The sequence below is a fragment of the Microbacterium sp. AC035 genome (assembly GCF_979258485.1).
Genome location: NZ_OZ409858.1, coordinates 989,547 through 1,002,861 on the forward strand (window position 1 = coordinate 989,547; position 13,315 = coordinate 1,002,861).

A 13,315-nucleotide genomic window follows, 5' to 3' on the forward strand; every position below is an offset into this window, starting at 1 on the left:
TTCAGGCGTCGATCGATTCGCGGGACAGCCGATCCGACGACTCGATGATGAACTCCCGGCGAGGAGCGACCTCGTTGCCCATCAGCAGCTCGAAGACCCGGCCGGCCGCCTCGGCATCCTCCATGCGCACGCGGCGCAGCAGGCGTCCGCCACGCTCCATGGTCGTCGTGGCGAGCTGCTCCGCGTCCATCTCGCCGAGACCCTTGTACCGCTGGATCGGCTCATGCCACCGCTTGCCCGACTTGCGGAGCTTTGCGAGCAGCGCGTGCATCTCCTGCTCGCTGTAGGTGTAGATCGTCTCGTTCGGCTTGGAGCCGGGGTTCATCACGATCACCCTATGCAGCGGCGGCACGGCGGCGAACACTCGACCGTGCTCGATGAGCGGACGCATGTACCGATAGAAGAGGGTGAGGAGCAGCGTGCGGATGTGCGCGCCGTCGACGTCCGCGTCGCTCATCAGGATCACTTTGCCGTATCGTGCGGCGTCGATGTCGAAGCTACGCCCGGAGCCCGCGCCGATCACCTGGATGATGGACGCGCACTCGGCGTTGGAGAGCATGTCGCCCACCGATGCCTTCTGGACGTTGAGGATCTTGCCTCGGATCGGCAGCAGCGCCTGGAACTCGCTGTTGCGGGCGTTCTTCGCTGTGCCCAGTGCAGAGTCGCCCTCGACGATGAACAGCTCGCTCCGCTCGACCTCGTTGGTGCGGCAGTCCACCAGTTTGGTCGGCAGGGTCGACGACTCGAGGGCGTTCTTGCGACGCTGGGTCTCTTTGTGTGCGCGAGCGGAGACCCGAGCCTTCATCTCGGCGACGACCTTGTCGAGCAGCTGCGTCGCCTGGCTCTTGTCATCGCGCTTGGTCGAGCTGAACCGGGCAGCGAGATCCTTGCGAAGCACCTGTGCGACGATCTGACGCACAGCCGGCGTGCCGAGGATCTCCTTGGTCTGCCCCTCGAACTGCGGCTCGGGTACGTTGACCGTGAGCACCGCGGTCAACCCGGCGAGGACGTCGTCCTTCTCGAGCTTGTCGTTGCTGCCGACCTTCAGCCGACGGGTGTTCTGATCGACCTGCGCCCTGAGAACCTTGAGCAGCTCCTGCTCGAAACCCTGGTTGTGCGTGCCGCCCTTGGGCGTGGCGATGATGTTCACGAACGAACGGGTCGTCGTGTCGTACCCCGTGCCCCAGCGCATCGCGATGTCGACCGCGCAGACCCGCTCGACCTCGGTCGCGATCATGTGACCGTCGGCCTGCAGAACGGGAACCGTCTCCTTGAACGTGCCCTCGCCCTGGATGCGCCAGGTGTCGGTGACGGGCGCATCGTTCGCGAGGTACTCCACGAACTCCGAGATGCCGCCGTCGTACCGGTAGGAGGTCTCGATCGGCTGGCCCTCGACCTCGGACCCGTTCGCCGCGCGCTCGTCTCGGATGACGAGTTCAAGTCCCGGGACGAGGAAGGCTGTCTGTCGCGCGCGAGTGACCAGGTCGTTCAGCTGGAACGCGGCATCCTTGGTGAAGATCTGGTGATCGGCCCAGTAGCGGATGCGCGTTCCGCTGGTGCCGCGCGGTGCTTTGCCGACGACCCGCAGCTCGCTCTTGTCCTGGAACGGCGTGAATTTCGCGTCCGGCCGCTTCTCGCCGTCATCGGCGAAGAGTCCCGGCTCGCCGCGGTGGAACGACATGGCGTAGGTCTTGCCGCCTCGGTCGACCTCGACGTCGAGGCGCTCGGACAGAGCGTTGACGACGGAGGCTCCGACACCGTGCAGGCCACCGGATGCCGCGTACGAACCGCCGCCGAACTTGCCGCCGGCGTGCAGCTTGGTGAAGACGACCTCTACGCCGGTGAGACCCGTGCGGGGCTCGACGTCGACGGGGATGCCACGACCGCGGTCATGGACCTCGACGCTGCCGTCTTCATGCAGGATGATGTCGATCTTCGAGCCGTTGCCCGCGACGGCCTCGTCGACGGCGTTGTCGATGATCTCCCAGAGGCAGTGCATGAGACCCGGGGATCCGTTCGAACCGATGTACATACCGGGACGCTTGCGGACGGCCTCGAGCCCTTCGAGCACCTGGAGATGATGGGCGGAATACTCGGCGGTCACAATCTCCGAGTCTATTCGCGATGCCCCGCCTGAAGCCGCAGACACTCCCCCGCGACCCCGATGCCGGGCCCCGCGCGTACGCGCTGAGCGAAACACGCCGCAAACCGGGCATGCGTACAGCGTCAGCGTGGTTGTATTGAACACGCCCAACCAGCGAACCCGACACTCAAGGAGGCACCATGATGAACGCAACGACCGAACGTGAGACCTCCGCCGTCGAGTTCCGCCTGACCGCCATGGATCGCTGTGATTCGTGTGGCGCTCAGGCCTACATCGCCGCCGAGGTCAACGGCTCCGAACTTCTCTTCTGCGCGCACCACGGGCGCAAGTACGAGGAGAAGCTCCGCAGCATCGCAACGAGCTGGCACGACGAGACCGCTCGCCTGATCGACTGATCAGCTGCGGTCAGATCCGCCTCGGAGCCCGTCATCAGACGGGCTCCGCTTTCGTTAAGGGGTGCTCACTCGCCGGATGCGCGCGGTGAGCCGGGTGAGTATCTCCTCACCCACGGTGTCGATGCGCTCGGCGAGGGTCGTCGCGCTCGACTCGCCATGATCTCCTGCGCCGAACATCCAGACCGAATCACCGAGCCGCATTCCCGGCCACCCTTCGACCACCGACGTCGTCGCGTCGATACGCAGAAGCTCCCGGGCACCGGAGGCGGTGCCGACTCGAGCCCCCGCCAACGACGACGGGATGCCGTCGAAGGCGCCGATGCCCAACACGGCGTCACCGTCGACGATGTCGATGACCGTCGCGGTGAGCTCAGCGACCGGTGTCACACCTGCGAGCTCCGGGCCATCCGCCGAGCGGACGCCGTAGCAGAATGCTCCGATCCTCGACACCGAGCCGCGAAGCTCAGGGCGCCACCAGGATGCGGCGGATGCCGTCAGGTGCAGCGCCTCGGGCGTGGCACCGGACTGCTCGGCCGCGCGCACCGCATCGAGGAACAGTGTCTGCGCCTCGTCGTCCTCGTCGTCGCTGGCCTCCGCGAGATGGCTCCAGACGCCCACGAGCTGCAGGTGGCCTGCGGCCTCGCCGGCTCGTACGTCGGCGATGGTGCGTGCCCACTCGTCGGGAAGCAGACCGTTGCGATGCAGTCCGGTGTCGATCTTCAGGTGGATCCGCGCCTGCAGTCCCTCTCGCGCCGCCCGAGCGGTGATGCGCGCGAGGTACTCCGCTGACCCGACACCGAGATCGATGCGCGCGTGCAGCGCCTCGTCGACCTCATCGTCGTTCGATGTGGCCCACGCGAAGATCCGTCCGGTGTCTCCCAGCACGCGTCTGGTCTCGACGCCGCTCCGGACGTCGTACGCCCCGTACCATTCGACGCCCATCCCCTTCGCGGCTTCCACTGCCCAGCGGAGACCGTGGCCGTAGGCGTCGTCTTTGAGCACGATCATCAACGCAGATGGAGCGATGCGATCACGCACGGCGCCGATGTTCGATCTGAAGCGGTCTGTGTCGACGCGCAGCTCCGGGCGGCTCATGCCTCCCACCCCCGCTCCGCATGGGAGCCCGCGACCGTGACGAGCTCGGCGACCGTGAGTCCTGTCACCGCGCTCCACCTCGCGAGGCCGGGAGCGGCCGGTCCGCGCCCTCCGAAATAGGTGGCATCGGACCCCAGGGCGACTTCGGCAGATCCCTCCAGATCGATCACGCAGACATCCATCGCGACACGTCCGATGATCGGACGCTGCACGCCCTCGATCTCGACGTGCGCGGCATTGCCCAGAGCGCGGACGATCCCCTGTGCGTATCCGCCCGTCACCAGCGCGGCCGTCGTATCGCGCATCGCTCGATGCGTGTAGCCGTACGAGACCGCGTCTCCGGCTGCGAGCGGCTTGGTGGAGAGCACTCTGCCTGCGAGACGCATCACCGGACTCGTCCGCAGCGTCCCGTCGAAGTCAGGCAGTCCATAGAGCAGGAACGGGTCGATGTCGGCTTCGCCGGCTGTCGTCGCATCGATGCCCTCGAGCGCCAGCGCCTCCACCTCCGCCTCGTAGTCGACCCGCACGGCGGCGGCACCTGCCGCGACGACGGCATGCGCGACAGCGAGCACTCCGTGCCCCCACGCATCCCTGCGAAGGTCGGCCACTCGGCCGCCGGCACCGACAGCGGCGCTCGATGCAGCAGCCAGCGCCGACCGCGAGATCATCGCGCGCGGACGGGAGCTCGATGTCTTCTCACACACGTTTCCAGCCTAGCTCTGCCTTCTCAGGATGCCCTGCGCACCCACCGTAGACTGGAGGCGACCCCGACCTTGGAGATCCATGTCACGCTTTTCCCTCGCGCCCCGCGTCCGCTATCTGCTGGCGCGCGCCCGCCGCATCGACGTAGCCTCGGTCATCGAGAGGGCCAAAGAGGCGTCGTCCCAGCATGGCAAGGCCGTCCCGCTCGTGGTCGTCGACATGCTGTGGTCGGCCGGGCGGCACAACGTCGGGTTCCAGGACTACATCGACTACGACTTCGCGATCCTCACCAAGGCGGAGCGCGACACCTTCATGACCCACCCGGTGTCGAACGAGATCTCGCAGAAGTACGACCACCCGGACTACCGTCACTTCTTCCACGACAAGGCGGAGTTCAACCCCGTCTTCGATGCGTTCCTCAAGCGCGAGTGGATGGTCATCACCGAGGGCAACGCCGACGAGCTGCGAGATTTCACAGAGCGTCAGGGCACGATCGTCGTCAAGGAGACCCACGGTCAGGCAGGCACGGGTGTGCACCGCTATCACGCCGCCGATGTCACCGATTGGGATGCGTTCCACGCCGACCTCCTCTCGAAGAAGCAGGTCCTCGTCGAAGAGGTCATCCGCCAGCACGCCGACCTCGCGGCCGTCTGCCCCGGCACCGTCAACACCACCCGCATCACCGCATTCTTCGATGGAGAGAAGACGCACATCCTCGCGATGGCACAGAAGTTCGGGCGCGGCGCGGTGAGCGACCAGATGAGCTTCGGCGGCTTCTACACGATGCTCGACGAGAACGGCCATGCCGTCGGCTCGGGCTACGACTCGCACGGTCACGTGCACGTCACGCACCCGGATTCGGGCTTCCCGATCGCCGACTTCCAGCTGCCGATGATGGACGAGGTCCGGGAGTTCGTCGACCAGGTGGCTCGCGTCGTGCCTCAGGTGCAGTACGTGGGCTGGGACGTGGTGGTCACCCCCGAGGGACCTGTCCTGGTCGAGGGCAACTGGGGAGCCGGCGTGTACGAGAACAAGCCGAGCGTCACGGGCATCCGCACCGGCCACAAGCCGCGCTATCAGGCCGCGATCGGGTTCTGACGCGACTGGGTTCTGGCCCGAATCGGGCACGAAGAAGGCCCGGATGCTGAGCATCCGGGCCTTCTTGCTGTGAGTGCGACTCGCGAAGATCAGACCTCGCGGACGATGCCCATGGGCGTCGACTGCGTCGCCTGTCCGAGCGGGTTGTCGCCCAGGATCTGGACGAGCCGACGCTCGCCCGCCTTGTCGAGAGTCGAGCCGAGGATGTTGCCGCCGATGTCGTTGATGTCGACGACGGCCACTTCGAGGTCTCCGCCGAGCATCTTCTTCAGGCGCTCGGCGACCTCGCGCGGGTTCTTCGGGCCCAGAACGACCGCCTGGTTGTACGGCGGGATCGTGTTCTTCGTCGGGCCGTCGATCGCACGCGCCTTGTCGCCGGCGATGCGATAGAAGTCGCCCCGGCGTCCGAAGGCCTTGGTGACGACCGAGACGCCTGCGGCGAACAGGATCCGCAGAGTGCCGCACTCGCGCAGCGCCATCTCCATGGTCTCGGGCATTCCGAGACCGATGCCGTAGGAGGTGCGCACGACGTATCGCGAGAGGAAGCGTGCGAGCGGGCGCGGCGAGATCTCATCGAGTCGGTACGACCGCCCCTGTGTGATAGCGACGATCTTCTCGGTCACGAACAGCAGGTCGCCCGGCTGCACCGCATCCTTCGCGTACTCCATGACGACCGAGTCGAGATCGTCATTCGGCATGACCACGCGCGTCCGCAGCGGGATGCGCGCGTAGCTCTTGCCGTCGACACTCGTCTCGAGCGCCTTGCCCTCGTTCGCCTGCATCACTCGAGGTAGTCCCGCAGCGACTGCGAGCGGCTCGGGTGGCGCAGCTTCGCCATCGTCTTCGACTCGATCTGACGGATGCGCTCGCGCGTCACGCCGAACGTGTCACCGATCTGGTCGAGCGTCTTGGGCTGGCCGTCGCCGAGTCCGAAGCGCATCCGGATGACACCGGCCTCACGCTCCGAGAGCGAGTCGAGCAGCTGCTCGAGCTGACGCTGCAGCATCGTGAAGCCGACCGCGTCCGCGGGGACGACGGCCTCGGTGTCCTCGATGAGGTCACCGAACTCGCTGTCGCCGTCCTCACCGAGGGGCGTGTGCAGCGAGATGGGCTCGCGGCCGTACTTCTGGACCTCGACGACCTTCTCGGGCGTCATGTCCAGCTCGCGGCTGAGCTCTTCCGGCGTGGGCTCGCGGCCCAGATCCTGCAGCATCTGGCGCTGCACGCGGGCCAGCTTGTTGATGACCTCGACCATGTGCACCGGGATGCGGATGGTGCGGGCCTGGTCGGCCATGGCGCGGGTGATCGCCTGACGGATCCACCAGGTGGCGTACGTCGAGAACTTGAAGCCCTTGGTGTAGTCGAACTTCTCGACCGCACGGATCAGCCCGAGGTTGCCCTCCTGGATCAGATCCAGGAACTGCATGCCGCGACCGGTGTAGCGCTTGGCGAGAGACACGACGAGACGCAGGTTCGCACCGAGCAGGTGGCTCTTGGCGCGCTGACCGTCACGGGCGACCCACTGCAGGTCGAGTCCGAGCTGGCTGGCCTTCTCAGCGGCCGTCATCGTGGAGAGCTTCTCCTCGGCGAACAGACCGGCCTCGATGCGCATCGCGAGTTCGACCTCTTCGGCCGCGTTCAGCAGCGCGACCTTTCCGATCTGCTTCAGGTAGTCCTTGACGGGGTCGGCGGTCGCGCCGGTGATCTGCGTCGAATAGACGGGCACGTCTTCGTCGTCGTTCGACGAGATGACGATGGCGCCGGTCGGCAGAGGCTCGGTGAACTTCGGCTTCGAGTCCTCGTCGTCCTCGTCGGGCTCTGCGGCGGGAGGAGTCTCGTCGTCTTCGACGATGTCTTCGGCCTTCTTCTTCTTCGCGGGCGCGCGCTTGGCAGCGGCCCGCTGCGCTGCCGTCTTGGGGGCCGGCTTCTCAGCCGCCTCCTCGACGGGAGCGTCGACCTCGGGAGCGTCGGCGGTCTTCTTCGTCCGGGTCTTCTTCGTCGTGGCAGGAGTCACGTTTCGCCTTTCACGGGGCCGCTCGCAGGCCCCGGAGCATTTCGGACACTAGTAAGACCCTTGTCAAGTCCGATCTCCGGAGAGATCGATTGACAACGGGTCAGAGTCCTAGTATCGCACACGTGTGGGCATGCAGGTGCAATCCGCCGAAGTTCCCGCTTCTGACGTCAACCCCGACCCGGCTTGTCCTCGTCGCCGCTGGGGCGCGATGCGAGATAGCGCTCGAGTTCTGCGGCCAGCTCGTCGGCGCTCGGCAGGTCACGCTCGTTGAAACCGCCTTCGTCGTACGAGCCGTCCTCGGGGTCACGACCAGCCATGTAGGCGTCGTAGCGGCGCTCGAGACCCTGCACCATCTGCTGCAGCTCGTCGTTGCCGAGGACCTGATCGTCGACGCGGGTGAGGTAGTCCTCGCGACGCTGCTGCACCTCGTCGAGGAGGATCACCAGGCCCGTAGCCGCCATCAGCTTCTCCGCCGCCGCGATCACAGCGTCGGGGTTCTCGGTCTCGGCCAGGTAATGCGGAACCAGCAGCACGAAGCCGACGACCCGATCACCGTGCTCGGCGAAGCGGAATTCGAGAAGGTGCCCTGCGGTGGCCGGCACCTGGGTGCGCGGTCGCCAGACGGAGTGCGCCACGGTGAGTTCGCGCCTGTTGCCGCTCACCGTCGTGCCGATGGGGCGCGTGTGCGGAACCGGCATCGCGATCGAATGCACCCAGTTCAGCCCGGACACCTCGAACTCGTCGGCGAGTTCGAGCACGGTGCGTGCGAACTCGTTCCATGCGAAATCAGGCTCGTACCCTGCGAGGAGAAGGAACTTCTGGCCGAGGGCGTCCGTCGCGAGCGAGAGTTCGAGTCGTGCGGGACGGAACTCTGTCAGATGGTCCTGATCGAAGGAGATCACCGGACGACGCGCCCGATAGTCGAGGAGCACATCGTTGTCGAAGACCGCTACCGGCTGCGGAGAGGTCGTCTCTCGAAGGTGCTCGATGAGCCCCGAGACCGCGTTGCCCGCGTCGGTGAAACCTGTCAGGAGCAGTACAAGGGGCAGTCCGCGCGGCACGACCGGTGCGTTCGCTACACGTTCATGGATCTCTCCGGAGAAGGGCATGAGTCAATGCTACGAGCAGGGTCGGACGGCCGGGCGGTGACCTTCATGCTGAGAGCGAACACCCGCTCGGCGACCCGACGCACGACCGACCTAGGATGGACTCATGACGCTTCCCGTGCTCTCGCGCACCTCAGATCAGTTCCCCGGAAGCGCTGCAGACGCCGCAGTGCTCGTCATCCCCGAGATCTCGGACTCCGCAGAATCGCTCGACGGCTATCCCGGTCTCGCCGAATCGCTGCAGGGCATCGGGTTCACGGGTTCGGCGTCAGCCTTCGCCCGCGTGTACGCGCCAGAGGTCACGGCACTCCCGTTCGCCGTCGTCGGCGTCGGGCGCGATGCAGGGGCCCCCGCGGTGCGCGACGCCGTCGGCGCGGCACTGCGTTCCTTCACCGGTTTCGAGACCGTGTCCGTGGCTCTCGCGCCAGGGCTCGAGTCCTTCGCCGGCGCCGCCGCCGAGGGCGCGGTCCTCGGCGGGTACCGTTTCGACGGCTACAAGAGAGACGCCGGAAAGACCCGCGCCTCGTCTGTCCTGCTGCATGCAGACGCCGACGACACGAACCTCGCGCGGGCTACCGCGATCGGCGAGGCCGTCGCGCTCATCAAGGACCTCGTCTTCGTGCCAGCCGAGTGGCAGAGCCCCGCCCAGCTCGCTCAGCGCGCCGCGGACAGCGTCGAGGGCCTGTCAGACGTCAGTGTCGAGATCCTGGACGAAGACGCCCTCGCAGAGCAGGGCTTCGGCGGCATCCTCGGCGTCGCTCAGGGCTCCGACAGGCCGCCCCGCCTCGTCCGGCTCGACTACGCACCGGCGGATTCCACCCGCCACATCGCGCTCGTCGGCAAGGGCATCACCTTCGACACCGGCGGGCTCTCGCTCAAGCCCGCGGCCTCGATGGTCGGCATGAAGTTCGACATGGCCGGAGCCGCCACCAGCGTCGCCGCGCTTCGCGCGATCGCCGCACTCGGCCTGCCTGTGCGCGTCACCGCATGGCTGTGCATCACCGACAACATGCCGTCGGGTCGCGCGCTGCGCCCCGGCGACGTGATCCGCATCCTCGACGGCACGACCGTCGAGGTCCCGAACACGGATGCCGAGGGGCGCCTGGTCATGGCAGACGGACTCGTGGCGGCCAGCCGGGCGAACCCTGACGTCATCATCGACGTCGCGACGCTCACCGGCGCGATCGTGATGGCACTCGGCCACCGTCATACCGGGGTCTTCGGCGCAGACGAGGCGGTCGCCGAGTTCCTCACCGCAGCCGACGCCGCCGGCGAACTGGCGTGGCACATGCCGCTCCCGGAGTACATGGAGGACTCGCTCGACTCCCCCATCGCCGACATGCAGAACGCCAACATGGGCGACCGCATGGGCGGCGCATCGTACGCGGGACTCTTCCTGCGCCGCTTCATCGGGCGGGTCTCCGACGAGAAGGACGCTCCGCGCATCCCCTGGGTGCATCTCGACATCGCCGGCTCCGGCGAGCACAACGGCGCACCCTACGGGTTCACCGACAAGGGCCCCACAGGAGCGATGGTCCGATCGATCATCGCGTTCGCCGAAGCATCCCACAAGGAGGCATGACCATGACCACTCATACGTTCGACATCGTCGTCCTGGGCGGAGGCAGCGGCGGATACGCCGCGGCGCTGCGCGCGAGCGAGCTCGGCAAGTCCGTCGCGCTCATCGAGAAGGACAAGGTCGGCGGCACCTGCCTGCACCGCGGCTGCATCCCCACGAAAGCGCTGCTGCACGCGGCGGAGGTCGCCGAGCACGTGCGGGATGCCGCCCATGTCGGCATCTCAGCGACCCTCGAGGGCATCGACCCCGCCGGCGTCCGCGCCTACCGCGAGGGCATCGTGGCGAAGAAGTACAAGGGCCTCGAAGGCCTGGTGAAGGCTCGAGGAATCACCACCGTCGCCGGCTTCGGCCGACTCAATGCCGACCGCTCTGTGAGCGTCGGCGACGATGTGTACGTCGGCACGGACGTTGTCCTCGCGACCGGCTCGTACAGCCGGACGCTTCCCGGACTCGAGATCGGCGGTCGGATCCTCACCAGCGAGCAGGCGTTGTCCCTCGATGTGATCCCCGAGCGCGTACTGGTGCTCGGCGGTGGCGTCATCGGCGTCGAGTTCGCCAGCGTGTGGCGCTCGTTCGGCACCGAGGTCACCATCATCGAAGCGCTGCCGCACCTGGTGCCCAACGAGGACATCGCGATGAGCAAGGGGCTCGAGCGGGCGTTCCGCCGGCGCGGGATCCAGTATTCGCTCGGGATCCGCTTCCAGAGCGCGAGCCAGGACGACAGCTCGGTCACCGTCACGCTGGAGGACGGCAAGGAGTTCACCGCCGACTACCTGCTCGTCGCCGTGGGTCGCGGACCGGTCACGGCCGACCTCGGCTTCGAGGAAGCGGGTGTCACGCTCGACCGCGGATTCGTCACGGTCGACGAGGAGCTCCGCACCGGAGTGCCCGGAGTCTGGGCGGTCGGCGACATCACGCCGGGACTGCAGCTCGCGCACCGCGGATTCCAGCAGGGCATCGCCGTCGCCGAACGCATCGCCGGGCTCTCGCCCGTGAACGTCCCCGACATCCAGATCCCCAAGGTCACCTACTCGAGCCCCGAGGTCGCCTCGGTCGGCGTCACGGAGGATGCGGCCGTCGCCGAGCACGGCGCGGATGCCGTGGTGGCTTACGAGTACAACCTCGCGGGCAACGGGAAGAGCGAGATCATCGGCACCGGCGGGCTCGTGAAGGTCGTCCGACTCAAGGACGGCCCGGTCATCGGCGTCCACCTGCTCGGCGACCGCGTGGGCGAGCTCATCACCGAGGGCCAGCTGGCCGTCGCGTGGGAGGCCCACCCCGAGGACATCGCCCCCCTCATCCATGCGCACCCCACACAGAGCGAGGCGCTCGGAGAAGCCTTCCTCGCCCTCGCGGGAAAGCCGCTGCACGCCCTCTGAACACCAACCGGTGAACAGTTCACTAAGCTAGACACGCGTCATTTAACTTCCTGAAGGAGACTCAGTCATGAGCACATCCGTCGTCCTCCCTCCTCTCGGCGAGAGCGTCACAGAGGGCACCGTCACCCGCTGGCTCAAGCAGGTGGGAGACACTGTTCAGGCGGATGAGGGCCTGCTCGAGATCTCGACCGACAAGGTCGACACCGAGATCCCCTCTCCTGTCACCGGTGTCATCGAGGAGATCCTCGTCGCCGAGGACGAGACCATCGAGGTCGGCGCGCTGCTCGCGCGCATCGGCGATGGCAGCGCGGCTGCTCCGGCAGCGGATGCTCCCGCCGCCGCCGCGCCCGCCGCGGAAGAGGCCGCCGAACCCGCCGCCCCGCAGGCTGAGGCTCCCGCCGAGCCCGAAGCCGCCGCGCCTGCCGCCTCCGAGGCGGCTCCCGCCGCCGCACCTGCAGGAGACGCCACGGACATCGTCCTCCCCGAACTCGGCGAGAGCGTCACCGAAGGCACCGTCACGCGCTGGCTCAAGCAGATCGGCGACACCGTCGAGGTCGACGAGGCACTGCTCGAGATCTCGACCGACAAGGTGGACACCGAGATCCCGTCGCCCGTCGCCGGTGTGCTGCAGGAGATCGTGGCAGGCGAAGACGAGACCGTCGAGGTGGGCGCCGTGCTCGCACGCGTCGGCTCCGGAGCCGCTCCCGCTGCGCAGGCTCCCGCCGCCCCCACCGAGACTCCTGCCTCTCCTGCAGAAGCTCCCGCCGCTCCGGCTGCGGAGGCCCCCGTGGCTCAGGCGCCCGCCGCCGAGGGTACGGCTGCACCCGTCGCCCCCGCTCCTGCGGCAGCACCGTCGGAGCCCGCACCCGCTGCAGCATCTACTCCGGCCCCCGCCGCCGCCGAGTCGAAGCTGTCGCTCCCGACCGAGAGCGACAACCTCTACGTGACGCCGCTCGTGCGTCGTCTGGCGTCGCAGCAGGGCGTAGACCTCGCCAGTGTCACCGGCACCGGTGTCGGTGGACGCATCCGCAAGGAAGATGTCCTCAAGGCTGCTGAGAGCGCGTCGTCGGCACCCGCTGCCACTGCCGCTCCTGCTGCCCCCGCTCCGCTCGAGGTCTCGCCGCTCCGCGGCACCACTCAGCCGATGTCGCGCCTGCGCAAGGTTCTCGCCAAGCGCGCGGTCGAGTCGATGCAGCAGACGGCTCAGCTCACGACGGTCGTCGAGGTCGATGTCACCGCTCTCGCGGAGTACCGCGACAGCGTCAAGGGATCGTTCCTCGAGAAGACCGGCGACAAGCTGTCGTTCCTGCCGTTCTTCGCTCTGGCTGCCGCCGAGGCGCTGCGCGCCTTCCCGATCGTGAACGCCACGGTCGACGGGGAGAACATCGTCTACCCGGAGTCGGAGAACGTGTCGATCGCGGTCGACACCGAGCGCGGTCTGCTCACGCCGGTTCTGCGCGATGCCGCATCGAAGAACATCGCGGAGATCGCCCACGAGATCGCCGACCTCGCCGCGCGCACGCGTGACAACAAGCTGAAGCCCGACGAGCTGGCCGGCGGCACGTTCACGCTGACCAACACCGGTTCGCGGGGCGCGCTGTTCGACACCCCCGTCGTGTTCCTTCCGCAGTCCGCGATCCTCGGCACCGGAACGGTCGTCAAGCGCCCCGGTCTGGTCAAGGTCGGCGGCGCAGACGCGATCGCCGTCCGTTCGTACGTGTACCTCGCGCTCTCGTACGATCACCGCATCATCGATGGAGCTGACGCCGCCCGCTTCCTCGGCGCAGTGAAGGCCCGCCTCGAGTCGGCGCAGTTCGCCGCTCAGCTCGGAGCCTGACCGCAG

Annotated in this window: 11 protein-coding genes; 5 read left to right on the plus strand and 6 right to left on the minus strand. The window is 67.4% G+C overall.

The features are described from left to right. Position 1: 1 nt before the first annotated feature. A complete protein-coding gene (locus tag ACZ0AA_RS04750; protein ID WP_463512270.1) occupies positions 2 to 2,104 on the minus strand; it encodes a DNA gyrase/topoisomerase IV subunit B in 2,103 nt (700 codons plus the stop codon). 182 nt (positions 2,105 to 2,286) lie between these two features. Here ACZ0AA_RS04750 and ACZ0AA_RS04755 point away from each other — a divergent pair, with 182 nt between their 5' ends. Next, on the plus strand, positions 2,287 to 2,499 hold the full coding sequence (locus ACZ0AA_RS04755) for a DUF7455 domain-containing protein (protein ID WP_042540282.1): 213 nt from the start codon (positions 2,287 to 2,289) through the stop codon (positions 2,497 to 2,499). 54 nt (positions 2,500 to 2,553) lie between these two features. Here the strand turns inward: ACZ0AA_RS04755 and ACZ0AA_RS04760 are convergent, their stop codons facing one another. Both ACZ0AA_RS04760 and ACZ0AA_RS04765 read right to left on the minus strand, forming a co-directional pair. After that, entirely contained in the window at positions 2,554 to 3,594 is a 1,041-nt protein-coding gene (locus ACZ0AA_RS04760) for an alanine racemase (protein WP_463512271.1), read from the minus strand. Continuing rightward, positions 3,591 to 4,298, minus strand: coding sequence for an alanine racemase C-terminal domain-containing protein (locus tag ACZ0AA_RS04765; protein WP_463512272.1), 708 nt, complete (start codon positions 4,296 to 4,298; stop codon positions 3,591 to 3,593). The genes ACZ0AA_RS04760 and ACZ0AA_RS04765 overlap by 4 nt, the downstream gene beginning before the upstream one ends. A 79-nt stretch (positions 4,299 to 4,377) precedes the next feature. On the opposite strand from ACZ0AA_RS04765, the gene ACZ0AA_RS04770 reads away from it, so the two are divergent. After that, positions 4,378 to 5,394: a sugar-transfer associated ATP-grasp domain-containing protein gene (locus tag ACZ0AA_RS04770; RefSeq protein WP_463512273.1), complete on the plus strand. Its 1,017-nt coding sequence runs from the start codon at positions 4,378 to 4,380 to the stop codon at positions 5,392 to 5,394. 89 nt (positions 5,395 to 5,483) lie between these two features. Here the strand turns inward: ACZ0AA_RS04770 and ACZ0AA_RS04775 are convergent, their stop codons facing one another. The 3 genes from ACZ0AA_RS04775 to ACZ0AA_RS04785 form a co-directional block, all read right to left on the minus strand. Next, positions 5,484 to 6,176 carry a coenzyme F420-0:L-glutamate ligase gene (locus ACZ0AA_RS04775; RefSeq protein ID WP_463512274.1) on the minus strand — a complete coding sequence of 231 codons (693 nt, stop codon included), beginning with the start codon at positions 6,174 to 6,176 and terminating at the stop codon, positions 5,484 to 5,486. After that, the gene (locus ACZ0AA_RS04780) at positions 6,176 to 7,408 is read right to left on the minus strand and encodes an RNA polymerase sigma factor (RefSeq protein WP_042540194.1); all 1,233 of its coding nucleotides are present in this window, start codon (positions 7,406 to 7,408) and stop codon (positions 6,176 to 6,178) included. Before ACZ0AA_RS04780 ends, ACZ0AA_RS04775 begins: the two co-directional genes overlap by 1 nt. A 167-nt stretch (positions 7,409 to 7,575) precedes the next feature. Then, positions 7,576 to 8,517 carry a proteasome assembly chaperone family protein gene (locus tag ACZ0AA_RS04785; RefSeq protein WP_400860133.1) on the minus strand — a complete coding sequence of 314 codons (942 nt, stop codon included), beginning with the start codon at positions 8,515 to 8,517 and terminating at the stop codon, positions 7,576 to 7,578. Between the two features lie 103 nt (positions 8,518 to 8,620). On the opposite strand from ACZ0AA_RS04785, the gene ACZ0AA_RS04790 reads away from it, so the two are divergent. The 3 genes from ACZ0AA_RS04790 (at position 8,621) to sucB (ending at position 13,309) form a co-directional block, all read left to right on the plus strand. Further along, positions 8,621 to 10,096 carry a leucyl aminopeptidase gene (locus ACZ0AA_RS04790; RefSeq protein WP_463512275.1) on the plus strand — a complete coding sequence of 492 codons (1,476 nt, stop codon included), beginning with the start codon at positions 8,621 to 8,623 and terminating at the stop codon, positions 10,094 to 10,096. A 2-nt stretch (positions 10,097 to 10,098) separates the two neighbouring features. Continuing rightward, positions 10,099 to 11,472 (plus strand): dihydrolipoyl dehydrogenase, encoded by a 1,374-nt coding sequence (gene lpdA, locus ACZ0AA_RS04795; protein WP_463512276.1) that lies wholly within the window; start codon positions 10,099 to 10,101, stop codon positions 11,470 to 11,472. A gap of 67 nt (positions 11,473 to 11,539) precedes the next feature. Next, on the plus strand, positions 11,540 to 13,309 hold the full coding sequence (gene sucB / locus ACZ0AA_RS04800) for a 2-oxoglutarate dehydrogenase, E2 component, dihydrolipoamide succinyltransferase (protein WP_463512277.1): 1,770 nt from the start codon (positions 11,540 to 11,542) through the stop codon (positions 13,307 to 13,309). The last annotated feature ends 6 nt before the right edge of the window (positions 13,310 to 13,315 follow it).